The sequence below is a fragment of the Malaciobacter mytili LMG 24559 genome (genome assembly GCF_003346775.1).
Taxonomy (GTDB): Bacteria; Campylobacterota; Campylobacteria; order Campylobacterales; family Arcobacteraceae; genus Malaciobacter; species Malaciobacter mytili.
Genome location: NZ_CP031219.1, coordinates 1,081,662 through 1,107,612, shown reverse-complemented (window position 1 = coordinate 1,107,612; position 25,951 = coordinate 1,081,662). Strand labels below are relative to the sequence as shown.

Annotated in this window: 26 protein-coding genes; 4 read left to right on the top strand and 22 right to left on the bottom strand. The window is 28.1% G+C overall.

Features of this window, described 5'->3' with window-relative positions; translation table 11 throughout:
• Positions 1-2 precede the first annotated feature (2 nt).
• The 19 genes from AMYT_RS05645 to AMYT_RS05545 all read right to left on the bottom strand — a co-directional run bounded on the left by AMYT_RS05645 (position 3) and on the right by AMYT_RS05545 (position 19,416).
• Positions 3-1,007 carry an energy-coupling factor ABC transporter ATP-binding protein gene (locus AMYT_RS05645; protein ID WP_196782914.1) on the bottom strand — a complete coding sequence of 335 codons (1,005 nt, stop codon included), beginning with the start codon at positions 1,005-1,007 and terminating at the stop codon, positions 3-5.
• The gene (locus AMYT_RS05640) at positions 1,004-1,699 is read right to left on the bottom strand and encodes an ABC transporter permease (protein WP_114841579.1); all 696 of its coding nucleotides are present in this window, start codon (positions 1,697-1,699) and stop codon (positions 1,004-1,006) included. The genes AMYT_RS05645 and AMYT_RS05640 overlap by 4 nt, the downstream gene beginning before the upstream one ends.
• Before the next feature lie 24 nt (positions 1,700-1,723).
• Positions 1,724-2,545, bottom strand: a complete 822-nt coding sequence (locus AMYT_RS05635; protein WP_114841578.1) for a substrate-binding domain-containing protein — start codon at positions 2,543-2,545, stop codon at positions 1,724-1,726.
• A gap of 20 nt (positions 2,546-2,565) precedes the next feature.
• Positions 2,566-3,813 (bottom strand): molybdopterin molybdotransferase MoeA, encoded by a 1,248-nt coding sequence (locus AMYT_RS05630; protein WP_114841577.1) that lies wholly within the window; start codon positions 3,811-3,813, stop codon positions 2,566-2,568.
• Positions 3,803-4,783, bottom strand: a complete 981-nt coding sequence (locus AMYT_RS05625; RefSeq protein WP_114841576.1) for a cysteine desulfurase — start codon at positions 4,781-4,783, stop codon at positions 3,803-3,805. Before AMYT_RS05625 ends, AMYT_RS05630 begins: the two co-directional genes overlap by 11 nt.
• Positions 4,783-5,154: a winged helix-turn-helix domain-containing protein gene (locus AMYT_RS05620; protein WP_114841575.1), complete on the bottom strand. Its 372-nt coding sequence runs from the start codon at positions 5,152-5,154 to the stop codon at positions 4,783-4,785. The genes AMYT_RS05625 and AMYT_RS05620 overlap by 1 nt, the downstream gene beginning before the upstream one ends.
• Positions 5,138-5,566 carry a ModE family transcriptional regulator gene (locus AMYT_RS05615; protein ID WP_114841574.1) on the bottom strand — a complete coding sequence of 143 codons (429 nt, stop codon included), beginning with the start codon at positions 5,564-5,566 and terminating at the stop codon, positions 5,138-5,140. Before AMYT_RS05615 ends, AMYT_RS05620 begins: the two co-directional genes overlap by 17 nt.
• On the bottom strand, positions 5,559-6,347 hold the full coding sequence (gene fdhD / locus AMYT_RS05610; protein WP_114841573.1) for a formate dehydrogenase accessory sulfurtransferase FdhD: 789 nt from the start codon (positions 6,345-6,347) through the stop codon (positions 5,559-5,561). The genes AMYT_RS05615 and fdhD overlap by 8 nt, the downstream gene beginning before the upstream one ends.
• A 75-nt stretch (positions 6,348-6,422) precedes the next feature.
• Positions 6,423-7,316 (bottom strand): formate dehydrogenase subunit gamma, encoded by an 894-nt coding sequence (locus tag AMYT_RS05605; protein ID WP_114841572.1) that lies wholly within the window; start codon positions 7,314-7,316, stop codon positions 6,423-6,425.
• Positions 7,317-7,325: 9 nt separating this feature from the next.
• On the bottom strand, positions 7,326-7,931 hold the full coding sequence (fdh3B, locus tag AMYT_RS05600) for a formate dehydrogenase FDH3 subunit beta (protein ID WP_114841571.1): 606 nt from the start codon (positions 7,929-7,931) through the stop codon (positions 7,326-7,328).
• A gap of 9 nt (positions 7,932-7,940) precedes the next feature.
• The gene (locus tag AMYT_RS05595; protein WP_129085797.1) at positions 7,941-10,769 is read right to left on the bottom strand and encodes a formate dehydrogenase subunit alpha; all 2,829 of its coding nucleotides are present in this window, start codon (positions 10,767-10,769) and stop codon (positions 7,941-7,943) included.
• Between the two features lie 15 nt (positions 10,770-10,784).
• Positions 10,785-10,991 (bottom strand): Tat pathway signal protein, encoded by a 207-nt coding sequence (locus AMYT_RS05585; RefSeq protein WP_114841568.1) that lies wholly within the window; start codon positions 10,989-10,991, stop codon positions 10,785-10,787.
• Positions 10,992-11,072: 81 nt separating this feature from the next.
• Entirely contained in the window at positions 11,073-11,831 is a 759-nt protein-coding gene (locus AMYT_RS05580) for a TorD/DmsD family molecular chaperone (RefSeq protein WP_114841567.1), read from the bottom strand.
• A 467-nt stretch (positions 11,832-12,298) separates the two neighbouring features.
• Positions 12,299-13,192, bottom strand: a complete 894-nt coding sequence (locus tag AMYT_RS05575; protein WP_114841566.1) for a formate dehydrogenase subunit gamma — start codon at positions 13,190-13,192, stop codon at positions 12,299-12,301.
• 14 nt (positions 13,193-13,206) lie between these two features.
• Entirely contained in the window at positions 13,207-13,803 is a 597-nt protein-coding gene (gene fdh3B / locus AMYT_RS05570) for a formate dehydrogenase FDH3 subunit beta (protein ID WP_196779031.1), read from the bottom strand.
• 18 nt (positions 13,804-13,821) lie between these two features.
• Positions 13,822-16,662, bottom strand: a complete 2,841-nt coding sequence (locus AMYT_RS05565; RefSeq protein ID WP_228197900.1) for a formate dehydrogenase subunit alpha — start codon at positions 16,660-16,662, stop codon at positions 13,822-13,824.
• Positions 16,663-16,674: 12 nt separating this feature from the next.
• Complete coding sequence (locus tag AMYT_RS05555; protein ID WP_114841562.1) at positions 16,675-16,875, bottom strand: twin-arginine translocation signal domain-containing protein; 201 nt, start codon at positions 16,873-16,875, stop codon at positions 16,675-16,677.
• Between the two features lie 163 nt (positions 16,876-17,038).
• The gene (locus AMYT_RS05550; RefSeq protein ID WP_114841561.1) at positions 17,039-17,740 is read right to left on the bottom strand and encodes a TorD/DmsD family molecular chaperone; all 702 of its coding nucleotides are present in this window, start codon (positions 17,738-17,740) and stop codon (positions 17,039-17,041) included.
• Positions 17,737-19,416, bottom strand: coding sequence for a 4Fe-4S binding protein (locus AMYT_RS05545; protein WP_114841560.1), 1,680 nt, complete (start codon positions 19,414-19,416; stop codon positions 17,737-17,739). The genes AMYT_RS05550 and AMYT_RS05545 overlap by 4 nt, the downstream gene beginning before the upstream one ends.
• Positions 19,417-19,599: 183 nt before the next feature.
• Between AMYT_RS05545 and AMYT_RS05540 the strand changes: the two genes are divergently transcribed.
• From AMYT_RS05540 to AMYT_RS05530, 3 genes are read left to right on the top strand one after another with little or no spacing between them, the layout of a single operon-like run.
• The gene (locus AMYT_RS05540) at positions 19,600-20,739 is read left to right on the top strand and encodes an ABC transporter substrate-binding protein (protein ID WP_114841559.1); all 1,140 of its coding nucleotides are present in this window, start codon (positions 19,600-19,602) and stop codon (positions 20,737-20,739) included.
• Complete coding sequence (locus AMYT_RS05535) at positions 20,739-22,334, top strand: sensor histidine kinase (RefSeq protein ID WP_228197899.1); 1,596 nt, start codon at positions 20,739-20,741, stop codon at positions 22,332-22,334. Before AMYT_RS05540 ends, AMYT_RS05535 begins: the two co-directional genes overlap by 1 nt.
• Positions 22,324-22,989, top strand: coding sequence for a response regulator (locus tag AMYT_RS05530; RefSeq protein WP_114841558.1), 666 nt, complete (start codon positions 22,324-22,326; stop codon positions 22,987-22,989). Before AMYT_RS05535 ends, AMYT_RS05530 begins: the two co-directional genes overlap by 11 nt.
• Here the strand turns inward: AMYT_RS05530 and AMYT_RS05525 are convergent.
• From AMYT_RS05525 to AMYT_RS05515, 3 genes are read right to left on the bottom strand one after another with little or no spacing between them, the layout of a single operon-like run.
• Positions 22,986-23,249 (bottom strand): heavy-metal-associated domain-containing protein, encoded by a 264-nt coding sequence (locus tag AMYT_RS05525; RefSeq protein ID WP_114841557.1) that lies wholly within the window; start codon positions 23,247-23,249, stop codon positions 22,986-22,988. The two genes, AMYT_RS05530 and AMYT_RS05525, sit on opposite strands and share 4 nt — an antisense overlap.
• 9 nt (positions 23,250-23,258) lie before the next feature.
• The gene (locus AMYT_RS05520; RefSeq protein WP_114841556.1) at positions 23,259-23,576 is read right to left on the bottom strand and encodes a transporter; all 318 of its coding nucleotides are present in this window, start codon (positions 23,574-23,576) and stop codon (positions 23,259-23,261) included.
• Positions 23,573-24,670 carry a transglutaminase-like domain-containing protein gene (locus AMYT_RS05515; protein ID WP_114841555.1) on the bottom strand — a complete coding sequence of 366 codons (1,098 nt, stop codon included), beginning with the start codon at positions 24,668-24,670 and terminating at the stop codon, positions 23,573-23,575. Before AMYT_RS05515 ends, AMYT_RS05520 begins: the two co-directional genes overlap by 4 nt.
• Before the next feature lie 242 nt (positions 24,671-24,912).
• On the opposite strand from AMYT_RS05515, the gene selD reads away from it, so the two are divergent.
• Positions 24,913-25,950, top strand: a complete 1,038-nt coding sequence (selD, locus tag AMYT_RS05510) for a selenide, water dikinase SelD (protein ID WP_196779634.1) — start codon at positions 24,913-24,915, stop codon at positions 25,948-25,950.
• Position 25,951: the final 1 nt, after the last annotated feature.

Below are 25,951 nucleotides of genomic sequence, written 5' to 3'. Positions count from 1 at the left end.
AATTAAATCCAACAAGCTTTACTTGTATCTATTGTTACTTCCACTTCATTTCCGGGAAGTAATTTTTTTTCTTTTACTTCATCATTTGATACTTTGCTATTTAAACAAATACCACCAATTACAAACTCTACTAACATCTCATTTTTATGTGGTTCTTTATGAATTGAAGTAATTAAACCTTTTATTGCATTTTTATCTTTTTTATTTAGATAAATATCCTCTGAATTAATCATTGCAATTGAATCTCTTTTCTTTGAATAACTATTTTCAAAAATTAATTTTTGACCACAAAAAAACTCTTTTACTAAATTTCCATCTAAGTCTTTTTGCCAAGGAGCAAAAAGTAAATTTATACTTCCACTTTCAATTAACTCACCTTGAAAAAGTGCAATTTTTTTATCACAAGTATGATTAAGCCAATTATGGTCATGACTTGAAATAATTAAAGAAGTATCCCATTTTTGTTTTGCTAAAAAAATAGCTTCTTTTATAAGTTGTGCAGAGTTTGTATCAACTCCTGAAGTTGGCTCATCTAAAATTAAAACTTTTGGTTTTAAAATTAGCCTTGCAGCTAAAGCAACTCTTTGAGCTTCCCCTCCTGAGAGTTGATTCCATTTTCTATTTATAAAAGATTTATCTAATCCTACTTGTTTTAAAGCTTCAAAAACTCTTTGCTTTAAATCTTTTGTATCTTTTCTTAATTGTAAACCATAAGCAATATTATCAAAAACTGTTCTTTTTAAAAGATATGGATTTTGTGGCAAAATTACAACATTTTGTTTTAAAGAAAAATCTAATTTCCTTGAATCTATTTCATTAAAATATAACTGACCATAATTTGGCTTTGTAATAAAAGATAAAAGAGAAAATAAAGTTGATTTACCACTTCCATTTGGACCAAAAACACCTATAATTTGATTTTCTTCCAATATCAATTTATCTATATTTAAAACTCTTTTTTCTTCGTGAAAGTATTGAAGATTTTTCAATTCATAAAGTATTTTCACTGTACCCATTTCCTTTTTAACATAGATAAAGCAATATTAACCATTAGTGCAACACAAAAAAGAACCAATCCTAAGGCAATACCTGTAACAAACTCACCTTTTCCTGTTTCTAAAGCAATTGCCGTAGTAATAGTTCTTGTATGATATTTTATATTTCCACCAACCATCATAGAAATACCAATTTCTGTAATAATTCTGCCATAAGCAGTCATAGCAGCAGTCATAAGACCAAATCTAGCTTCAATTAAAGTTGCAACTAATATTTGCCTAGAGTTTGCACCAAGACCTTTTAAAGAAAGATATAATCTTTTATCAATAGCTTCTACTTGAGTTGCAGTTAAGGCAATAATAATAGGAAGACCTAAAACAATTTGACCAATAATAATAGCTTTTTGACTAAATAAAAGATTAAATTCACCAAAAAATCCACTTTTTGATAACATTGTATATGCTATTAAGCCTATTACTACTGTTGGCAAAGCTAACAGCGTATCAACTACTATTCTTACTACGGATTTGCCAGGAAAATTATAATATCCTAGCAAAAATCCTAAAGGAAGACCTATTAGTAAACTTATAAATAATGACCATGAAGAAACTGTAACAGTAACTATAATTGCCGAATAAACACTATCATTCCCTGAAATAAGTAGTTGTAATGCTTCATTAAAACCATCTGTAAATAGATTCATCCTATTTTTTTACCTTAAACCTTTTTATTTATCTGCGTTAGGAACAAATAATGCTTTACCTAATAATTTAAAATCAGCAATAAATTTTTGATTTTCCTCTTTTACTATCCAATTTGTAAATGAAGTTGCAGCTGTTGTATTTACATTTGAACATTTATCTTTATTAATAGTAATTACACTATATTGGTTAAATAAAGATTTATCACCTTCTACTACGATTTTCATACTATTGTCTTCACCTTTTTGAGAAACATACTTAATCCAAGTTCCTCTATCAGTCATTGTATATCCATTTTTTTCTGCTGACATATTAATTGTTCTTAACATACCTTGCCCTGTTTGTACATACCAAGACTCTTTATCAGGTGTTGCAGAAAGTGCAGTTTTCCATAAACTAATCTCTTTTTTATTAGTTCCAGAGTTATCCCCTCTACTAAAAAAGTTTGCTTTATCATTTTTAATTTTAGTTAAAGCTTGTGCTGGTGTCATACCAGTAACTTTTGCTGGATCTGATTTTGGTCCAACAATAATAAAATCATTGTACATTACTTGTTTTCTATTTTCTCCATACCCTGCTTCAACAAATTTTTTCTCAGAAGCTGGTGCATGTACAAATAAAATATCAACATCACAATTTTGTCCCATTTTAAGCGCTTTTCCAGTACCTGTTGCAACCCATTTTAAAGTATTACCAGTATCTTGTTTATATTTTGGAGCTAAATAGTCTAATAACCCTGTATTATCCGTACTTGTTGTTGTTGCCATCATTAAATCATCTGCAAATAAATTTGCAGAAACTACCATTGAAAGTGATGCTAAAAGCATTGAAAATCTATTTAATTTCATTTTTTTCCTTTTTTGTAAATTTAATTGAAAATATCTATTTGTTTATTTATTAATTTGTTATTAAAAGAAATAACACCTACTTCTTGTTCTTCACTTATACTACTTGTATCTTTACTTGTAACCAATAAAGCATTACTTTCATACAAAACAGTAATCATTCCTGAACCATATTTATTATCTCGTGTAACTGTAAAAATTCCATTTTCACAAGTTCCAAGTACAATATTTACTCTTCCTTGCTTTGTTTTAAACTCTTTTTTATTTTTTGCTTTTATTACATCATGATAAAAACAAGAGCTTCCTTGTAGTTTTTTAAGTGCAGGAATTGCAAATAAATGCATATTAACCATTGCAGTAAGAGGATTTCCAGGTAGAGAAAAAACTATAGTTTTATTCATTTTTCCCATCATTATTGGTCTACCAGGTTTTAAATTTACTCCATGGAAAATTGGTTCTAAACCATTATCTAAAAAAGCTTGTGCTACAAAGTCAGCATCTCCCATAGAAATACCTCCTGTTGTAATTACCACATCATAATTTTTTAAAGTAGAAATAAACTCTTTAGATTTATTTAAATCATCAGGGATTACTCCACTATATGTTGCATTAAAGCCTTTTTCTTTTAGTAAAGAAATTAAGGCATATGAATTACAATTATAAATTTCATCTTCACTTGAAATTTCCCAAGGCTCTTTTAATTCATCTCCTGTTGATAAAACAGCAATTGAAATATCTTTAAAAACTTCTACCATTACAATTCCTTGTGAAGCAAGAAGTGTAATATGTGAAGATCTTATTACTTCACCTTTTTTTAATAAAATATTACCTTTTTTTTGTTCTTCTCCTTTTATTCTTAAGTTGCTTCCTTTTTTTAAATCCTTTGGAATTAATACAGTTTTATCTGTAACTTCCAAACAATTTTCAATTGGAATAATAGTATCCGCATCATTTGGAACTTGAGCTCCTGTCATTATTTTATAACATTCATTATCTTGTAAATTTGCAAGAATTTTCTCATCTTTATCTCCTGCGTATATAACTCTTTTTATATTTAGTTTTTTTCCAGCATCTTCAAATTTAACTGCAAAACCATCCATTGCAGAATTATTAAAAGAAGGTAAATTCTTAATACAAATTATATCTTGTGCAATAACTTTATTTAAAGCCTCTAAAAGAGGTATTTTTTGTGTTAATGTAGTTGGGACAATTAGTTCTAAACTCTTTTTTACTGCTTCATTAAAATCTAAATATGTTAATTTATTGTTCATTTAGTAGCCTTATTTGTTTATACTTTTTATAGAAAAATTTAGCAATTTTTTCAATTTCTTCTAAAGAATACTCTTCACAAAAAGATAAAGAAATTGCATTTCTACTTGTTAGCTCATCATACCCCATAGCTTGAATAACTCTTGAAGGTCTTGATAAACCTAAAGAGCATCCCTCACCATTTGTAATAAAAATATTTGATAAAGCTAAAGTTCTTATCATCTCTCTTGCTTTTATATTCTTTAAACCAAAATGAAGTGTATAAGGTAATGTTTCTTGCGTATCCACAAAGAAATATAAATCCTCTTTAAAATTTTTCTTTAATTGTTCAATAAATAGTTTTTTATTTGAAGTATTAAAGTTTTGAGTTTTTAAGTTTTCAAAGCATAAATAAATAGCAAGAGCATCGATATTTGCTAAATTTTGCTCTTGAAATTCATTGTTATATAAAATAATTGCACAACTTGTATATCCACAAATTTTATAGCAATCAAAAATAACAATATCACTTGTTTTATCAAAATGAGCACTTGCATTAGAAACTATTTTTGCATTACTTATACTTTTTATTTCTTCTAAATTTATCTTTACAAAAGTATCCATTACATATGAAGAGATAAAAATATAGTCAAATTTTTTTAACTTTAAATTATCTAAATTTACAGTTCCTTGTTTATTTAAAGTAAGCCAAGTAATATTAAATCCCAGCTTTTCATACTCAAGTGCTGCATCAATAATTGCTTGACTCTCACCTAAACTTACTGCAATTTCTCCTTTTAGTTCTAAAAAAAGGCCTAAAATTCCCCATTTTGAAAAATCAATAGTTTTTAAATTTTCAAATTTGTATTTAAATAAAAACTCTTTTTTTAGTCTATTGAAAGTGTCATTATCATCTAAAATATTAAGAGAACTTTCTTTAGTAATATGATAATTTTGCACATTAGGATATAGTAAAAAATTTAATTTGTACACTATTTATTCTCCTTTGGACTTAAAATTTCTTGTCCATTTTTTTGAAATAATTCTTTAAATCTATCTTCTGAATATTTTTTAATATCGTGCTGTAAAATTTTATATGTTTGAATTACTTCTCTAGCTTTAGGAGTTAATGATGTTCCACTATTTTCCCCTCTACCTTTAAAAGTTATTACTAAATCATCTTCAACAAATTTTTCTAAAATTTTTATATGATTCCAAGCTTTTTTATAATTCATACCAACTTCTTTTGCAGCATCAGCAATAGAACCTGTTCTATCAATATATTCTAAAACTTCAGTTTTACCACTACCAAAGATTAAATTTTGTTCGTCATCTTCTATCCAAATTTTAACTTTTACTTGCATCTTTATGTCCTTTTCTTTCTCTAAAACATCCTAATTGACAATGAGTTACTTCAATATCAGAATTTTTTACAGTAGAACCAACGGTTCTTAAAGTTGAATTTTGAGCTTCATCCCATAAAACTTTACACTCAAGCTGTTTATGTCCCATATAATTTTGTTTTAGTCTATTGTACACTTCTATATTAGGGTCTTGAAATTTAATTTTTCCAAATACACCTAGTTCACAATTTGTAATTTTAATACCTAAACTTTTTGTAATAGCTGACATTTCATTTGGTTTTTTACCTATAAGTCTTGCAACTTTAAAGGCCTTTAAACAAGATAGTTTTCCATCTTCATCCAAATTTGTTAAAATTAATTCTTTTTGAATATTATCTAGTTTAATATTTAAATTATCATCAATACTAGACATCTATTCTTCCTTGATGAGTATATAAATTCATTTTTTTACCTCGGGCAAATCCAATTAAAGTTACCCCATGTTTTTGTGCGGTTTGTACGCCAAGATAAGTTGGTGCTGTTCTTGAAACTACAATAGGGATTTTATGCATAACTGCTTTTGTAACCATTTCTGAAGATAATCTACCACTAACAAATAAAACTGATTTTGTTGTATCAAGCCTATTAAGCTTACATTTACCAACAACTTTATCAATAGCATTGTGTCTACCTATATCTTCTGCTGTAACTGTTGTTCCATCAAGTAAATATATCATTGCTTTATGAACACAGCCTGTTAATTTATATAATTCACTCTCTTCATAAAACTTTTTTACTTCTGTTGAAATTGTTTCAGGTTTTACTTGAAATGAAGTTTGATTAAAAGGTATTTCTACACTACCTTCTACATTTCCAGTAACTCCACCACCACAACCACTTACAAGTGTTTTTTCTTTATATAAGTTTTCTAAAGAAGCTTCATTTATTTTTGCTTTTATATCAACTCTTAAACCCTCTTCACTAACAGTAAGTGTTTCTATATCATCAATATTTGAGATTACATTTTCGCTCATTAAAAAACCAATTGCATGTGCATCTTGATCTTTTGGAATACACATCATTGAAATAGCTTTTTGTCCATTTAAATATAGATTTAACCTTGACTCATCAATAGTAACATCATCAAATTCAATAGCTTCATTTCCTGAAATTTTATCAATTATAACTTTTTTTAAATATTTTTCATTACTCATTGTATCACTCTTTAATATGTTATTAATGCATATTTCTATTATAACAAAAACTAGTAAGTAAAAACTTACTAGTTTTTATATTTCTTTATTTTCTTTTAATTTTTTATAATAAGAACTATGAAGAATTTCTACTTCTTCTTCTTCTTTATATCCAGTAATCATACTATGAATTGCACCTTTAATAGCAAATACAGACATATATACATGAACAAAGAATAAAGCAGCAACTGCCATTCCTAATATATTATGTACTATTGCACTTGCTCTTAAAAAGTCAATTTGTGATAATCCCATTTGTACAATAACATCAAGTTTAAAATCTTGAAAATACATAGCAGCACCTGTTAATATCATAACAATCCCACCTATTGTACATAACCAAAACCACATTTTTTGACCTGCATTAAATTTACCTGCTGGTACTGGATCTTTTCTTTTATTTAAATATCCACCAACAATCATCATCCATTTAATATCGTCTAATGTTGGGAACATATCTTTTATCCACATTAATAACATTGGTATAACTGAAATAGCAAATATTACTGTTGAAATTGCATGTAACTCTTTACAAACTCTAACAAATTCACCACCACCAAATGTTGTACCAAATACCATTACAAATCCAGTTGGAACTAACACTAAAAATGAAATTGCTGCTAGCCAATGAATTACTCTATGAAATAATGTAAAAACATGTATTTTTTTTCTGTCATGAGAAAAAATCATAGGTCCAATTATTAAATAGTGTATTAAAAAAACTGCTGGAACTCCAAATGCAACTGCTAGGAATCCAATTGAAAAATATTTACCTTGTAAAATAGTAAACCATTGACCTAAATGTAAAGAACCTTCTTTATCATAACCTAAAATATTAGGTATTAAATCTTTACCATATATAGCACTATCAGTAGCAGCAAATGCTACTGAAGCTAGAGCTAAAAAGATAATTAATATACTTTTTTTCATAATTTAACCTTATTTTGCTCCGTATGCTCTACTCCAAGTCATTGGTGAAGTTTGAACACCGTGACCTCTTGATAGAACTCTTTCTCTATATATTTTACTTACTTCTTGAGCATCACCTACTAATAATGCTTTAGTTGAACACATTGCTGCACATACAGGAACTTTCCCCTCAGCAATTCTATTTTGTCCATAAAGGTGTCTTTCTTCACTTGAATTAGTTTCTAAAGGACCTCCAGCACACATTGTACATTTATCCATCGCCCCTTTTGTTCCAAAAGCTCCATCTCTTGGAAATTGAGGTGCACCAAATGGACAAGCATATAAACAATAAGCACAACCTATACATTTCTCTTTATCATGAAGAACAATTCCATCTTCTCTTATATAGAAACAATCAACTGGACATACTTGCTCACAAGGTGCATCTGTACAATGCATACAAGCTATTGATAAAGAGTATTCTAATCCCTCTTTACCTTCATTTATTGTAATTACTTTTCTTCTATTAATTCCAGAAGGTAATTCATGAGCTTCAGCACAAGCAACAGAACATCCGTCACATTCGATACATCTACCTTCATCACAATAGAATTTTAATCTTGACATTTCATTCATAACTTACTCCTATGCTCTTTCTATTCGGCATAATCCGCCTTTTGTTTCTGGGATTTGTGTAATAATGTCATAACCATAGTTAGTAACAGTATTTGCACTTTCACCAACAGCATAAGGTTTCGTTCCTTTAGGATACTTATGACTAATATCTTCTCCTTGGAAATGTCCTGCAAAGTGGAAAGGTAAAAATACTCTATCTGGTGTAACAGAATATGAATATTTTGCTTTTACTTTAATTTTTGTTCCTTCAGGAGAATGAATCCAAATCATATCACCATTTCTAACACCTAATTGACCTGCTAAGTCTGGATTAATACTACAGAACATTTCAGGAGTTAAGGCAGCTAAATATTTAGATGCTCTATTTTCCATACCTGCACCATTCATATTTACAAGTCTTCCCGTAACTAAGTTAATAGGGAAATCTTTTGACCAATCTTGCTCAGATTGTTTTGTAATATATTGAGTATCAACTCTAAAATGGTTTGCTTTATTTTCATAAGCAGGATATTTTTTAACTAAATCTTGTCTTGGAGAATGTAAAGGTTCTCTATGCATTGGTATTTGATCAGGGAATGTCCATACTCTTGCTCTTGCTCTTGCATTTCCATATGGTGCAATTCCTGCTTCCATACATTTTTGAGCAATTATATTAGAAGTATCCACTTTCCAGTTTTTACCAATTTTAGCTTTTTCTTCATCAGTTAATTTGATTCCTAAAACTTCTTCAATATTATCTTTTGTAATTTCAGGATACCCACCATTAACTTTTGAATCTTTTGGTGCACTTCCTTTTGCAGCTAATTGAGATACACCTTCATGCTCTAATCCAAATCTATTTCTAAATCCCATACCTCCATCTTTAACACTTAAATTAGTGTTATATAAAACTGGGCTTCCACTATGAGATTCTGTCCAACAAGGCCAAGGTAAACCATAATATTCACCTTTCATAGCACCATATCCTCTTAAAGATACTTGGTCGAACATATGCCAGTTATCAGTATGTTTTTTAATTCTTTCAGGAGTCCATCCTGTAAGACCAATAGTTTTAATAATTTTTGCAATTTCTCTTGTAGCATCTTCTGGCCAAGTAAAACTATCTTTTCCATTTCTTAATGCTGCTGTATATTGATCATAAAAACCTAATCTTTTTGATAATTCAAATAAAATATCTTGATCTGGTTTTGATTCATATAATGGCTCAACTACTTGAGTTCTCCATTGAACAGATCTATTTGTTGCTGTAACAGAACCACTTGTTTCAAATTGTGTTGCAGCAGGTAAAAGGAATACATCATCTTGTTTATCTGTTAAAACTCCAGCTTCATTTACAAAAGGGTCAGCTAAAACTAAAAGTTCTAAATTATCTAAACCTTCTTTTATTTTTGCTTGTTGTGCAACAGAAGTAATACCATTACCCATTACAAACAGAGCTTTTAACTTTGTTTTACCATTATGAATTTTATCATTTCCATCTTTACCATCTAATACACCTGCCCACCATCTAGCAAGAGTAAATCCTTTTTTATTCATCCATTCAGGAGATTGGAACTGATTTTTTAACCAATCATAATCTATATTCCATTGACTAGCAAAATATTTCCAAGAACCATCTGCTAATCCATAATAACCTGGTAATGTATCAGATAAACATCCCATATCAGTAGCACCTTGAACATTATCGTGCCCTCTTAGAATATTTGTTCCACCACCAGCAGTACCCATATTTCCTAATGCTAATTGAACAATTGGAGCAATTCTAGTATTTGATGAACCAATAGTATGTTGTGTTAATCCCATAGCCCAAATTAATGTACCTGGAGTATTTTTAGCATAAACAGTTGTAATTTGAATTAATTTTTCAGCTGAAACACCTGTTACATCAGCAACTTTTTCAGGAGTCCATTTTTTTGCTTCTTCTTTAATTAAATCCATTCCATAAACTCTATCATTGATAAAGCTATCGTTTTGCCAACCATTTTTAAATATAATATGTAACATACCATACATAAATGGAATATCCGTACCTGGTCTAATTTGACAGAAATAATCAGCTTTTGCAGCTGTTTTAGTGAATACTGGATCTACTACTATAATTTGTGCATTATTTCTCTCTTTTGCTTTTAAGAAATGTCCAAAACCAACTGGGTGGTTTACTGCTGGATTTGCACCAAAAATAATAATTGACTTAGCATTTTGTATATCACCTAAAGAGTTCGTCATAGCGCCATAACCCCATGTATTTGCCACACCGGCAACTGTTGCACTATGTCAGATTCTTGCTTGATGATCTATATTATTTGTTCCATACATTGCTGCAAACTTTCTAAAATAGTAAGCTTGCTCTGTACTCATTTTTGCTGATCCTAAGAACATTGTTGAATCAGGGCTTTCTTTTTCTCTTAAAGCTTTCATTTTTGTTGAGATTCTATCATAAGCTTCATCCCAAGAAATTCTTTTCCATTGCCCTTTTTCTTTTACCATTGGATGTTTAAGTCTAACTTCAGACCTAACCATATCAATCATATCAGCACCTTTACAACAATGACCTCCTAAAGATACAGGATGGTCTTGTGCAACCTCTTGTCTTACCCACACACCATTGTGAACTTCTGCAATAATACCACATCCAACAGAACATGCAGTACAGATAGTTTTTACTTTTTTAGAACCTGGAAAAGGATTTTTAACCTCTTCACTAGTAGCTTCTCTAGTAACTCCATCATTGTTTGCAAAAGCGCTTACAGCACTAGAAGCAGTCGCAAGTGCAGCCATTTTAATAAATGATCTTCTACCTACTTTAGCTTTTAGTGCTTCATATGTACTACTTGACATACTAACACCTTTTATCTATTTTGCTTGATTGTAATAATCTTCCCAAGCTTGAGTTTTTTTATAAGTAATCTCTTTTTTAGGAGAGTTACCTACAACAACACCATTAGAATCAGCTGTTTTATAGCTTTTTCCACTTGCAGCCAGTGTAGTAGCACCAACAGCTACACTTGCACCAACAACCATTGCACTTTTTTTGACAAACTGTCTTCTATCACTTTGCATAGTTGATCCTTATTGTTTTTTCAGTCTCAAAGAGACCAAAAAAAAGTAACAACTTACTCTTTTTTGGCCTCTTTAAAAGGCCTATATTTCTTCGTTTGAAGAAGCTATAAAAACATCTTCTTGTACTTTTGCACCAGCAGCTTTTGCTGCTTTATTTCTAGCTCTTCTTTCAAGTTCTTCTTTTGAAATAACTTCTTCGCATACTTCTTCTTTTATTACTTCTTTTGGTTTTGCTCTTGAAATACCAAAATATAATCTTTCAAATTCCATAAAAGATAATAAAGCAACTATTACATCTTTGTAAATATCTGCTTTTTCATGCTCATAAATTGCTTTTGATAATTCATCTACAAATTCATTTAAAATATCACTAAACATACAGTGTTGTAAAGTTTTATATTGTTCTTCACCTTCACTTACTAAAAAAGCTAGTTCAGATAGAACAGTTAAGATAAATCCAATAGAATCTTCATATTCAGAAAATCTCTTTTCATCTCTTCTTATTTTAGTTTTTGCTAGAAAATCCAACATTTGAACTCTTTTTTTACCACTTTCAACTTTTTCATCATAATATGAAGCAGTTGTTCTTATTTGAGTTGTTTGTGGATTATGGAAAATATCATCATACTCTTTTAATAATACAATATTAGAATCTTTTTGAAGTTTTTTTAAGATATTTTCAAAAGCTTGTGCAGAATATTCATCTAAAGAGTTGTTTTTTACTAACTCAATTAAATTTAAAAGTTGAAAATATTTATTTATATCTGGTGTATAAACAAAAAAGTTACTAAAAATTTTATAATAAACAGCTCTTGCTTTATTAACTTCTTGCTCTTTCATTTTTTATCCTTAACAAAAATAAAATTATTATATAGAGTTAAATAGGATAAAAATTGTCATATTTTTTACCATATTCAATATCTATTTTTTATTTTTGGTCAATTATTATTTACTAATTTTAAAGCTACTAACTTTAAAGAAAACTTAGTCTATAACTTTATATAGGTACTTTATGCCTATTTATAATTTAATAATGTAAAAAATAGGAACATATTTTTTTGTTAATTTTTTTTTACTTTTTTTAGCTGTTTTTTTTTTGTTATTTTTACTTTTTTAGATACTCCCTAAATTCCACAATTTCAAAAATATGCAATTTTTGCATATTTAAATACTAATTTATTATTTAATAATCTTTATCCTTTATTTTCTTGATTTAAATCAATTTTTAACAAATTTTGAAATTTTTTGAAATTTTTTAAAATTTTGAAGAAATCCTCTCAATTTTGAGAGGATTTTTTTATACTTTTTTATACTTTTTGTTCTTTTTTTAATTTTTTATAGTAAGAACTATGTAAAATTTCTAATTCCTCTTCCTCTTTATAGCCAGTAATTATACTATGAATTGCACCTTTAATTGCAAAAACAGACATATAAATATGTACTAAAAAAAGAGCTAAAACAGCAAGTCCTAAAATATTATGTACAATTGCACTACCTCTTAATAAATCAATTTGAGACAAGCCCATTTGCACAATAAAATCAAGTTTAAAATCTTGAAAATACATAATTGCGCCCGTTAAAATCATAATAATCCCACCAAGAGTCGCAACTAAAAACCAAGATTTTTGACCTGCGTTAAATTTACCTGCTGGTACTGGATCTTTTCTTTTATTTAAATATCCTCCTACAATCATCATCCATTTAATATCATCACTTGTAGGAAGCATATCTTTTACCCACATAAAAAACATAGGTATAACTGAAATAATAAAAAGTAAGGTTGCAATAGCATGAATTTCTTTATTTGCTCTTACAAATGTACCACCACCAAAAAAATCACCAAACATCATAACTACTCCTGTTGGTATAAGTAGTATAAAGGCAATTGCAGCTATGGTATGAACTACTCTATTGAAAACTGAAAAAACATAAATCTTTTTTCTATCATGAGAAAAAATCATTGGACCAATAATTTTATAATGTATAAAAAAGGCTGTTGGTACCCCAATTAATACACCTAAAAATAGTGGTTGAAAATATTTACTTTGTAAAAGTGTGAAATAATATCCTAAATGCAAAGACTCTTTTTTATCATAACCTAAAATATTTTTTATTAAATCTTCACCATAAATTGAACTTTCACTAGCAAATGCTAGTGAAGTTATTGTAAAAAATAATAAAACTAAATATTTAAATTTCATATTATTACTTTCTTTTATGAACCATATGCCGAACTCCATGATTTAGGAGTTTTAGCTATATGATTATGCCCTCTTGATAAGACTCTTGTTCTATAAATTTCAGAAACCTTTTGAGAATCTCCAACCAATAAAGCATTTGTTGAACAAACAGCAGCACATAAAGGAACTTTCCCCTCAGCAATTCTATTTTGTCCATAAAGGTGTCTTTCTTCACTTGAATTAGTTTCTAAAGGACCTCCAGCACACATTGTACATTTATCCATCGCCCCTTTTGTTCCAAAAGCTCCATCTCTTGGAAATTGAGGTGCACCAAATGGACAAGCATATAAACAATATCCACAACCTATACATTTCTCTTTATCATGAAGAACAATTCCATCTTCTCTTATATAAAAACAATCAACTGGACATACTTGCTCACAAGGTGCATCTGTACAATGCATACAAGCTATTGATAAAGAGTATTCAAGCCCTTCTATTCCTTCATTTAATGTGATTACTTTTCTTCTGCTAATTCCACTTGGTAATTCATGAGCTTCTGCACAACCTACAGAACAAGCAAAACACTCAATACATCTATCCTCATCACAATAAAATTTCATTCTTGACATTTCACTCATAACCTACTCCTATGCTCTTTCAATTTTACATAAACCAGCATTGAATTCTGGAATTTGTGTAATAATATCAAAGCCATAATTTGTAATAGTATTTGAGCTTTCACCTATTGTATAAGGTTTTGTTCCCTCTGGATAATTAGCACTCATATCCACACCTTGCATCACTCCTGCAAAGTTATATGGTAAACAAATTCTATCTGGCGTAACACTATGACTATAAATAGCTTTTACTTTAATTTTTGTTCCTTGTGGTGAATGTAACCACATCATATCCCCATTTCTTATTCCATAATCAGCAGCTAATTCAGGATTGATATTAGCAAACATTTCAGGAGTAATATGAGAAAGGTACTTACTTGTTCTTTCTAACATACCAGCCCCACTTAAGTTTACAACTCTCATAGTAACTAGCATTGTAGGGAACTCTTTTGACCAATCTTGAGCTGTTTGCTCTGATTTAAATCTTACATCAACCCTAAAGTTATTTTTTTGATCCTCATAAGTTGGATATTTTTGAACTAAATCATGTCTTGGAGAGTGAATTGGTTCTCTATGTTTTGGAATTGGGTCTGGGAATGTCCAAACTTTTGCTCTTGCTTTTGCATTTCCATACACACAAACTTCAGCTTCATTACACTTTTCTTGAATAATTCCACTAAAATCTACTTTCCAATTTGCTCCAATTTTTATTTTTTCTTCTTTTGTTAAAGTAATACCTAAAACTTTTTCAATATTATCTTTTGTAATTTCAGGGTATCCACCTTTGATTTTTGAACCTTTAACTGTTACTCTTTCATCAGGTAATTGAGAAACACCCTCATGTTCTAAACCAAATCTATTTCTAAATCCCATACCGCCTTTACTAACAGGTGTTGTTACATCATATAAAATAGGACTTCCTGGGTGTTTTGTATCCCAACAAGGCCAAGGTAAACCATAATACTGACCTTTCATTTTTCCAGAACCTTTTAAAGTTAAAGGATCAAATAAATGCCAATTTTCTTGGTGTTCTCTTAATCTTTTTGCTGTCCATCCACCAAGACCAATTGTTTTAATTGTTCTTGCTAACTCATTAGCTGCATCATCTGGCCAAATAAAACTATCTTTTACTACTTTTGGTTCACCATCAACAATATCCATTTTCATAGCTTTTACATATTCATCATAAAAACCAAATTTTTTAGCAAATTCAAACATTACATCATGGTCAGTTTTACTTTCATATAAAGGATCTACTACTTTACTTCTCCATTGAGAAGATCTATTTGTAGCAGTTACACTTCCTTCTGTTTCAAACTGTGTACACACTGGTAAAATATAAATATTATCAGTTTTACTTGTAATTACTGCTGCTTCATTTACAAAAGGTTCTGCAACAACTAATAAATCTAATTTATCTAAAGCTTCTTGAACTTTTGCAGTTTGTGCCATAGAAGTAATACCTGTACCTTGAACCCATAAAGCTCTAATAGGACTTGAAGAATAAGTTTTTTCTTCTTGTAATACTCCTTGCCACCATTTTGCAAGTGAGAAACCTTTTTCATGCATCCATTTAGGAGAGTGAAATCTTTTTTGTAACCAATCAAAATCTACACCCCAAGCTTTTGCATAATATCTCCAAGAAGCTTCACCTAATCCATAATATCCAGATAAACTATCAGCTAAACAACACATATCAGTAGAACCTTGAACATTATCATGTCCTCTAATAATATTTGTTCCACCACCTTTTTTACCCATATTTCCTAATACTAATTGAAGTATTGGAAGAATTCTTGTATTTGAAGTACCTGTACTATGTTGAGTAATACCAAGTGCCCAAACAACTGTAGTTGGTTTAGTTTTAGCTAAAAGTGTAGCTAATTGGATAATCTTCTCCGCTGGAATACCTGTAACATTTTGCGTCTCCTCAGGTGTCCATTTTTTTGCTTCTTCTCTAATCTCATCCATACCATATACACGGCTATCAATAAACTCTTTATCTTCCCAACCATTTTTAAATATAATATGTAATAATCCATAAATAAATGCTACATCTGTACCTGTTCTAATTCTTAAATAATGGTCTGCTTTAGCAGCAGATTTTGTATAAACTGGATCAACTACAATTAGTTTAGCATTATTTCTATCTTTAGCTTGAAGGAAATGCTTAAACCCAATTGGATTTGCCACAGCTGAATTAGCACCTATCATTAAAATTGCTTTTGAGTGTCCAACAACATCACCAAAATGATTTGTCATAGCACCATAACCCCATGTATTTGCCACCCCGGCAACTGTTGCGCTATGTCAAATTCTTGCTACGTGATCTATATTGTTTGTACCCCACATTGCTGCAAATTTTCTAAAATAAAAAGCTTGTTGAAGGTTAAATTTTGCTGAACCTAAAAACATCGCCACATCAGGACCATTTTCTTCTCTTAGTTTTAACATTTTTTCAGAAATTTCACTAATTGCTTTTTCCCAAGAAATTCTTTGCCATTTACCAGCAACTTTTTTTAGTGGAAATTTAACTCTTTGTTTACTTTTTACTAAATCAATTTGGTCAATACCTTTACAACAATGACTTCCTTCACTAATAGGATGGTCTTGTGCCACATCTTGTCTTACCCAAACACCATTATGAACCTCAGCAACTATTCCACATCCAGCAGAACAAATACTACAAATTGTTTTAACTTTCTTTGAACCAGGAAAAGGATTTTTAATCTCATCATTTGTAGCTTCTCTTAGGGTATTTGTAGAAGCAAACATTGAAGTTGCACCTACTCCTGCACCAAGTGAAGCTAATTTAAGAAAATTTCTTCTACCCATTTTCAAAGATAAATCATTGAGTATATTTTTACCCATTTTTTTTACCTTTTAATAACTTGCTTTATAAAAAGCTTCCCATTCTTTTGTCTCTTTGTATAAAATCTCTTTTTTAGGAGATTTTCCTACAACAACACCACTTGAACTACTATTTTTAGTATTGCTACTTGCTAAAGCAACGCTACTACCTGCTGCAACCAAAGCACTTGCACTTAGAGTTTTTTTAATAAAACTCCTTCTATTTTCTTTCATGCTTTCCTCCAAGCTATATTTCTCTCTTTTACCCAAAAAGAGATAACTCAAAAAAGAAATACTTTTCTCACTTATCTCTTTTAATATGCAAAATTTGCATATTTCTAAATAAATAAAACTCCACTAATATGCAAAAAAAGCATATTAGTGGATAAAAAAAATGTTACAGTGTTGTAACTTCGTCAAAATTTCTTTTTGCTCTTTGTTTAAACTCTTTTTTCTTTTGGTGAAATAGTTCTGGTTGCTTTCTATTTTTACTATTTTTGCTATCTTTTATATTATAAAAAGACCTTTCTAATTCAATAAAAACTTTTAAAAGAATGGCAATATTTTTATAAAATCGGCTATTTTCATGGGAATAAATATTATTAATAAATTCATCAATCATTTCATTTAAAATTGAAGAAAAAACTTCATAAGCCAGTCTATTTTCAACACTAAAATCCTCTTGAATTAACTTTTGCAAAAAAGCAAAAATAAAACAAATATGATCTTCTGCTTCTTTAAAACTTTTTGAGTCTTTTCTAAATTTTGATTTTAAAACTAAATTTGTCATTTCAACTCTTTTTTGTCCATCATCTCTATCTTCTGTGTAAAAAGAAGCAGTTACTGGAATAAAGGTAGTGCTTGGACTAAAAAATAAATCATTATTTTCTTCTTTTAAAATACTAAAACCTTCTTCTTTTAGATAATTATTTATATTAATAAAAGCCTCATTACTATACTCATCAATTGGAGTTAAACTTAAAAACTCTAAAGTTTTTACTATATTTTCATACTCTTCTTCATTTTCAATATATGAAAATAAAGAAGAAAACAATCCATAATAGATTGCTCTTACTTTATTTATATTTATATTTTTCATACTAATTGATTCTTTGATATATCTGCGCTTAGCATTACTTTTGGTTTACAGTTTTCACAACAATATAAAGTTCTTTGTTTTGCAGGATTATTTGCAAAAATTGGTCCCATTATATTTGCGATTTTTTCAACAGCTTTTTTAGTTGCGAACTCTTTTCCACACTCTACACATGCAAATAATTCATCTTTTGCAACAACTCTTTGTAAAAACCAACTTGGATTTAATTCAATAATATCTTGTTGTATTGTTAAACAGTCCTTTTCTGGACATGAAAGTTCACAGTATCCACAGGCTGTACAAATAGAAGGGTTTAATCTTAATGTATTATCTTCTGGGTATGCTTTTAAAGCATCTACATTACAAGCACCAACACAAGCTAAACATAAAGTACATTTATCTTCATTGATATTAACTTTTCCATAATGTAAATGTTCACCTGTTTTAACTACACCTAAATCCTCTTGTCCTACTAAAGCAGAAAGTCTTACTGCAAAAGTTTCTCTTTTTCTTTCATCTTCTTGATTATAAGAAAATTTTGATTTCTCAATAAAATCAACTTCTTGTAAAGCTTCTTTTAGTTCTTCTTCATTCATAGCAACAAAAATAGCTTTTTTACCATATTTTTTAGTATAAATTTCATTTAAAATTCTAATTGCATCTTTACTACCTTTTGATAGGAAATCAGTAAAAAATATTAGTTGAGAACCACTCTCTTGTAAAATTGTTAAAAAAGAAGTTTCATGTAAAAACTTTTCTCCTTCAATTTTAAAAGGTAATACATTTTCTTTTAAAGGAACATTTACAGAAGAAATATTCATTTTATTAGGAATTATTAAAGGAATAAAATCTCTAAACTCTTTTGCCATTTCAAAAATAGAGTTTCTACTAATAGGAGCATAATCCAAGGCACCAGAAGGACAAATAGAGATACATCCACCACAGCCATGGCAATCAATTTGAGAGAATTCTAAATGTTTTTTAGAATCAATTTTTATAATTGCAGTTGTAGGACAAACCTCTTCACATCTTCCACAAACTTCTTCTCTTCTTTCATGATATTGACAGATATTTGAATCATATGTAGTAAACTTTCTATATTCATATTCATCTATATTTTTTCTAAGTGTTTGAATTACTTCATTTATTGAAGATTTTGTTGGATCAAAGCTACCACTTTGCTTTAAACCTAACTCTTTTATATCAAACCATACAATTTGATCAACTTTTAAAATTACATCTTTTCCTTCATCATCAACCACTACACATAAGTTACCAATATGTCCAGAAATTGACTTGATAATACTTTCATCTATTTGAAATAAATCAAATTCATTTGGATTTATATTTGATATAAAACTTTTTGCATCATCACTATTTGCAATTAATAAAACTTTGTTACCAATATTTTGTGTATAAGTTATATCTTGGGCTAGGTCAAATTTTAAAGCAGCTATTTCATAAAGTTTATAAACATTTTCTATTTTTTTTGAGATGGGATCTAAACTATTTTTTATATAAAAATCTATTTCATCAGCACTTACTTCACAATCAATTTCAGTACTATTTGAAATTAGAAAGTTTGCATCTTTTGTTTCCTCGATATTTGAAGTTACATATATAGCTTCATCTAAAGGGAAATCTAATCCAACTGGATTATAATATACAAATTCTTGCATATTTCACCTTTCTATTTTTTGGTAAATTTATTTTTACCTAATTTTATTCCTTAAATTCTTAATTAATACTTAGAAATTAAATTTTACTTTACCAAATAAATTAAATTTGTTACTTATTACCCCTTTAAATATTATTAATTTCAAAATATAAGATATTAATTTGTTTTTCTGTAAAATATAAATATGACAAGAATACTATTAGTTATCATATCTATTTTAATATTATTTTACCTTCTTTTTAAAGATAAGGAATACACAACTAAGGAGATTTTACTTGGTGGTTCTATTCCTAAAACTAGCGTAATTAAAGAGTGGGGAGAAGCTGTAAGTACAGGCGCAAATTCTTATTTTAATTATGCAAATGATAATAAACTACTTAAAGATAAAAAGATACATTATATTTTATATGATGATAAATATGAGCCTAAATTAACAAAAGAGAATACAAAAAAATTACTTAATCAAGATAATGTATTTGCACTTTTTGGATTTGTTGGTACTCCCACAGTTAAAAATATTTTACCATTGATTGTAGAAAAAGATATACCTTTTATTTCAGCTTTTACAGGAGCTAATTTTTTAAGAAAAGAAGAACAAAAAAACTTTATAAATTTACGAAGTTCTTATGAAGAAGAGATTGAAGAACTTATAAAATATTTACATTATAATAAAAAAATATCAAAATTTGCAGTTTTTTATCAAAATGATGATTATGGAGAAGAAGGGTATGTTTCTGTAATTAAATCTTTGGAAAAAAGAAAATTAAAACTAATTGCAGAAGGAAGTTATAAAAGAAATACTCTTTCAATTAGTCATGCTTTTAATGAAATTAAAAATGCTAAACCAGAAGCAATTATAATGATAGGAGCAAATAAAGCAAATGCTTTATTTATAAAAAAAGCTAAAGAAAATTCTAAATTTAAAGATACTTTATTTTGTAATATTTCATTTGGTGATGCAAATGCTATGATTGATGAATTAGGAGAAGATACTAAAAATCTTATTTTTTCACAAGTTGTTCCAAACTATCAAGATACTTCAATTCCTGTTATTAAAGAATATTATGAAATAACAAATAAATATTATAAAAACTTTAAACCTGGATTTATTTCTTTAGAAGCATATCTTTCTGCAAAATTGGTTGTAAATGCTTTAAAAAATGTAAATGGTTCTTTAACTAGAGAAAAGTTTTTAAAAGAGTTAGAAAAACTTCCTAAAAATACTTTAGAAGGTTTAAATATTGAATTTAAGAATAGACAATTTTTAAATACTGTGTATTTATTTACATATGAAAATAATATGTTTAAAGAGATAAAAAGATAATGTTACGAACTTTTCTTTCATACTTTGATAAATTTAATTTTGCATTAAAAACAAACTTCTTAATTTTTATTATTTCTAATGGTATGCTTAGTATTGTTATCTTATCACTAATTTCAACTTTTTCTATAAAATATGATTTTGATAAATTATATGAACAAAGAACAAAACCTTTAATTAAACTTGAAAATATTAAAGATACCTATACTGTAAATATTCAAGATACTTTATATGATATTGAAAATAGACAAATAACATATACTCAAGCAACAGAAGTAATTAATTTAGCCTTACAATTAATAGAGACTAACTGGAAAGAGTATAAGCGTTCAAATTTTACTATTAAACAACCTACTATATATCTTGGAAATATTATTAAAAAATTTTTAGTTACTCAACAACAATTTTATAAAAATGAAACTTTACATAAAAGTATTTCAGAAAATATTGATAAAAAAATGATAAATATTAATGCAAAACTTCATAATCTTGAAATTGCAAATCATAATAATAATTTATCTGAAGAATTTAGTAAATTACATTTAGAAATAAATGCAATTAATATTTATATAACAAGCTTAATCAACTATGATTTAACTTTAGCTTTAAATGAAAAAAGAGATACAGAAAGAGTTTTTGATGTAATTATTGCTGTTTCAATGATTTCTATTGTATTAATTTTTCTTTTTTCTATTATTTTATCTGTTTTATTAATAAACCATTTTAAAAGACTTCATAATATTCTTGAGATTAAAGTAGAAGCAAAAACAAAAGAGTTAGTTGAACTAAATAATTCTTTAGAAAAAAGAGTTGTGCAAGAAGTTAAAAACAATAGGAAAAAAGATATTATTATGTTCCAACAAGCAAGACTAGCAAGTTTAGGAGAGATGTTAAATAATATTGCACACCAATGGAGACAACCTTTGGGATCAATTACAATGATTGTACAAAGTTTTCAAACAAAAATGCTTTTAGGAAAACTTACTGATGAATTTATAAATGAAAAAGTAAATGATGCCCTATTCTTAGCTGAAAATATGTCTAATACTTTAGATGATTTTAAAAACTTTTTTTCACCTGATAAAACAAAAAAAATCTTTAATATAAAAGAGTGTATAGAACACTCATTTGAATTATCAAAATATGCTTTAGAAAAAGAGAGTATAAAATATAATATTCGTGTAAAAAAAGATATTTTGATAAATAGCTATTATAATGAACTTTCTCATGTATTTTTAAACCTAATAAATAATTCAAAAGATGCTTTATGTTCTAATGTAAATAAAAATGCTAGAATTATAAAGGTTATAGTAAAGCAATACAAAGATGATGTTATTATTAATTTTATTGATAATGGAGGAGGAATTCCCAAAGATATTGCTCCTAAAATTTTTGAACCGTACTACACAACTAAATATAAAAGTGCAGGAACTGGTATTGGGCTTTATATGTCAAAACAAATTATAGAAAAACATATGTATGGCTCAATTTATCAAAAAAATATTATTCATAAAATAGATAAAGAGAATAACTACCCTTGTAGTCTTTTTATTATTAAAATTCCAATATTAAAAAAAGAGATTGAAAATGCAGAATAAAGACCTAAATATACTAAATAAATTTAATATTTTATATCTTGAAGATGATGTAAATTTATTAAAACATACTCATGATGTATTAGAAGACTTTGTAAATAATATCTACGCTGTTAAAACTTCTAAAGAGGCTTTAGAAATATTAAAAACAAAAAAAATAGATGTGATTATTTCTGATATTTTACTTGAAAATGAAAATGGAATTGATTTTTTAAAATATTTAAAAGAGACAAAACATATACATATACCAACTATTTTAACAACAGCTCACACTGATACAAAATATTTATTAGATGCAATAAAATTAAAAGTTGAAAATTATATTATTAAGCCAATAAATATAAAAGAGTTATTATCAACTCTTCATGATATTTTATTGCCAATAGTACAACAAAAAGAGATAACTAGAAATAATAGTGTAATAAAAACAATTTCAGCAATTACAGATAGTAAGCAAGTTGATGTAATAAAATATATTATAAATAATTTAGATAATAACAATAATTTTTCAGCTTCATATAGTGAAATTATGGAAAAAATAAATATATCAAAACCAACATTGATTAAACTTTTTAAGGATTTATCAAATAAAAATATATTAATAAAAATCCAACATAAAACTTATAGATTTAATGACCAAGCCTTAGATGAAATCTAAGGTTTAACTACTTCTCCCACATAAGAAGTTGTTTTTATAGCTTCTAAAATTGTTGCTATATTAGTTTTACTCTCATCAAAATTTATTACTGCTTTTTTATCTTGAAGTTTAACTTTTACCTTTGTTACACCCTCTACATTTTTTATAGCTTTTTTAACCATAGATGTACATAAAGGACAATGCATCTGTTTTACTTCAATAACTACTTCTTTGGAAAATAAAGAAACTGCAAAAATAAAAAGTATTAAAAAAAATTTCATAACTAAACCTTAATCTACAAAATATACTAAAAATTCAGGATAAAAAAGAAGTGCAAAAAATAGTAAAAATAAACCTATTGAAATAATAATACTTTTTTTTCTATTTTTACATTCACAAATAATGCTATTTTTACTTTTTTTATAAGCTATAAAAAGCAAAATAATTGTAAGAATTGAAAGAGGAATTCTAAGAAAACCTAATTCACTTAAAAAAGATAAGCCTGCTACACTAACACCAAAAAATAAAAATAAAAAAGCAGGAAGACAACATAAAGTAGCAAGCACAGCAGTAATAACTGCTGATACTACTAAATTTATACTTTTCATGCTCTTTCTTGAGAAGTATAAGAATATCCAAACTCTTTTGGTGAATAGTAATTTAATACATCTTCATCCATTTCTGCATAAGGATACCCTAACATATTTAAAGGATATTGTGCTGGCTTTGGATTTAATACAAAATCTCTTGCATAGTTAAATGCAGCCCAGTTCATTTCCCAATTTCCAAAGAAATATTTTCTTAAATCTTTGATTTTTTTATCATCATTTGTAAGTTTTTCTTGTGTTCTTACTTTTGTAACATCAGCTGGATCTGCTGGAATCCAACCTGCTCCATCAACATAAAACTCTGTTCTACAATGTTGTCCACCAGAAATTTTAGCAAAACCATTTGCATCTGCTTTTCCACAAGAATTTGAGATTTTTGATTGTCCTAATCTTATACCAAAAAGCTCCCTTGCTGGAACTCCTGCATTTCTTAAAAGTGCAACAAATACTGAACTTACATCAGTACATTTTCCACCAAATAGTTTTTGTTCAATAATTTTTGAAGCATCACCAACACCACAACCAATAACACTTTCATCTCTATACATATTATTTACTGTCCAATCATAAATAGCTTGTGCTTTTTCCAATTGAGTTTTTGAATCTTTTGTTATTTCATTTGCAAATGCAGTTAATTTTTCATTAACTGGAGTATGAGCAGTTCCTTTTAAGAATGCTTTTACATCTGCTGGGAAGTTTGTATTATTTGTAGCTTTTGATAAATCAGCTGTTCTTTCTTGCATAATAATATCAAATTTGATTTCTAATTTTCTTGATTTAGAGTTTTTATCCCATTGTGCATATAAAAGTTTTGTATCATAAGCATTGTCATTTGAAATAAAAGCTTCTTTAAAATCACCTGTATAAGAGATATTTAATACTTTTTGATAACTTGAATCTAATGGAAGTGGAACCCAAAGTCTAGCAACTTGGTCATTTGTTTCTAATTCAAAACTATTTGTAACAGAAAATTTTCTTGGTTTTTTTGTAATTCCAAATGGATTTGTTTTTGTATCAGCTAAAACTATTGATGGTGTAACTGCCATTGTTGTACCAACTAATGCAGCACCTTTTAAAAATGTTCTTCTTTGCATAATAATGCCTCTTTTAATGAGTAGTTCATCACTAAGAGATAAAGCAAGTTCTACTTTAAATCAACCATAACCTATGGTCTTGAACTTTAAATTATGATAAAATAATAATATAGTGTAAATAAATTCATCCTTAATTAGTAAATTTTTTTTTACTTTAAGATAATTAATTCAAGTTTAACATAATAAAAAGTAAAATCTTTTTTACATTTTTATAAAGTGTCTAATATATTATAAGGGGAAAGATGAACAACGAATATAAATTAACGAAATTCGTAAGAGCTGCTGGTTGAGCTGCAAAAATGGGTCCGGGAGACCTTAAACAAACAATTTGCAATTTAACGCCAAATGATAGCAGAGTCTTAGTGGGATTCGATACAAGTGAAGATGCTAGTGTTTATCAAATAAATGAAACACAAGCAATAGTTCAAACACTTGATTTTATTACACCTGTTGTTGATGACCCATATATTTATGGACAAATTGCTGCTGCTAATTCTTTAAGTGATGTATTTGCTATGGGGGCAGAAGTAAAAACTGCCCTAAATATAGTAGGTTTTGATAGAAAAAATATTTCTACTGAAGCTTTAGGTGAAATATTAAATGGTGGAAATGAAAAAATTAAAGAGTGTGGTGGTGTACTATTGGGTGGACATACTATTGAATCACCTGAGATGTATTATGGATTAAGTGTTACAGGAATGATTCATCCAAATGAAATAATAAGAAATAACACTGCAAAAATAGGTGATGTTTTAGTTCTTACAAAACCTATTGGAATGGGTATTTTAACAACTGCAATTAAAAGAGATTTATTACCTTTAGAGATGATGAAAAAGTGTAGTGAAATTATGGCAATGTTAAACTATCTTCCATCAAAAATAATGAGAAAATATAGAGTTCATGCTTGTACAGATATAACTGGATTTGGACTTTTAGGTCATGCTTTAGAGTGTATAAATAAAACAGTTACCTTTAGTATTGATTGTAAAAGTGTACCTGTACTAAATGAAGTAGTTGAACTTTCAGAACAAGATGTAGTTCCAGGTGGAACTAAAAAGAACTTAAAATATATAGAAGATAAAGTAACATTTATGAGTAGTGTTGCAAACTATTGTAAACTTGTACTTTGTGATGCACAAACTTCAGGGGGATTACTAATCTCTATGAATAAAGATGATGCAAAAGAGTATATAAAAGAAATAGAAGATTTATCTTTAGGATATGCTAGTATTATAGGAGAAGTTATACCAAAGGGTGCAACTGATATTATAATTCATTAAA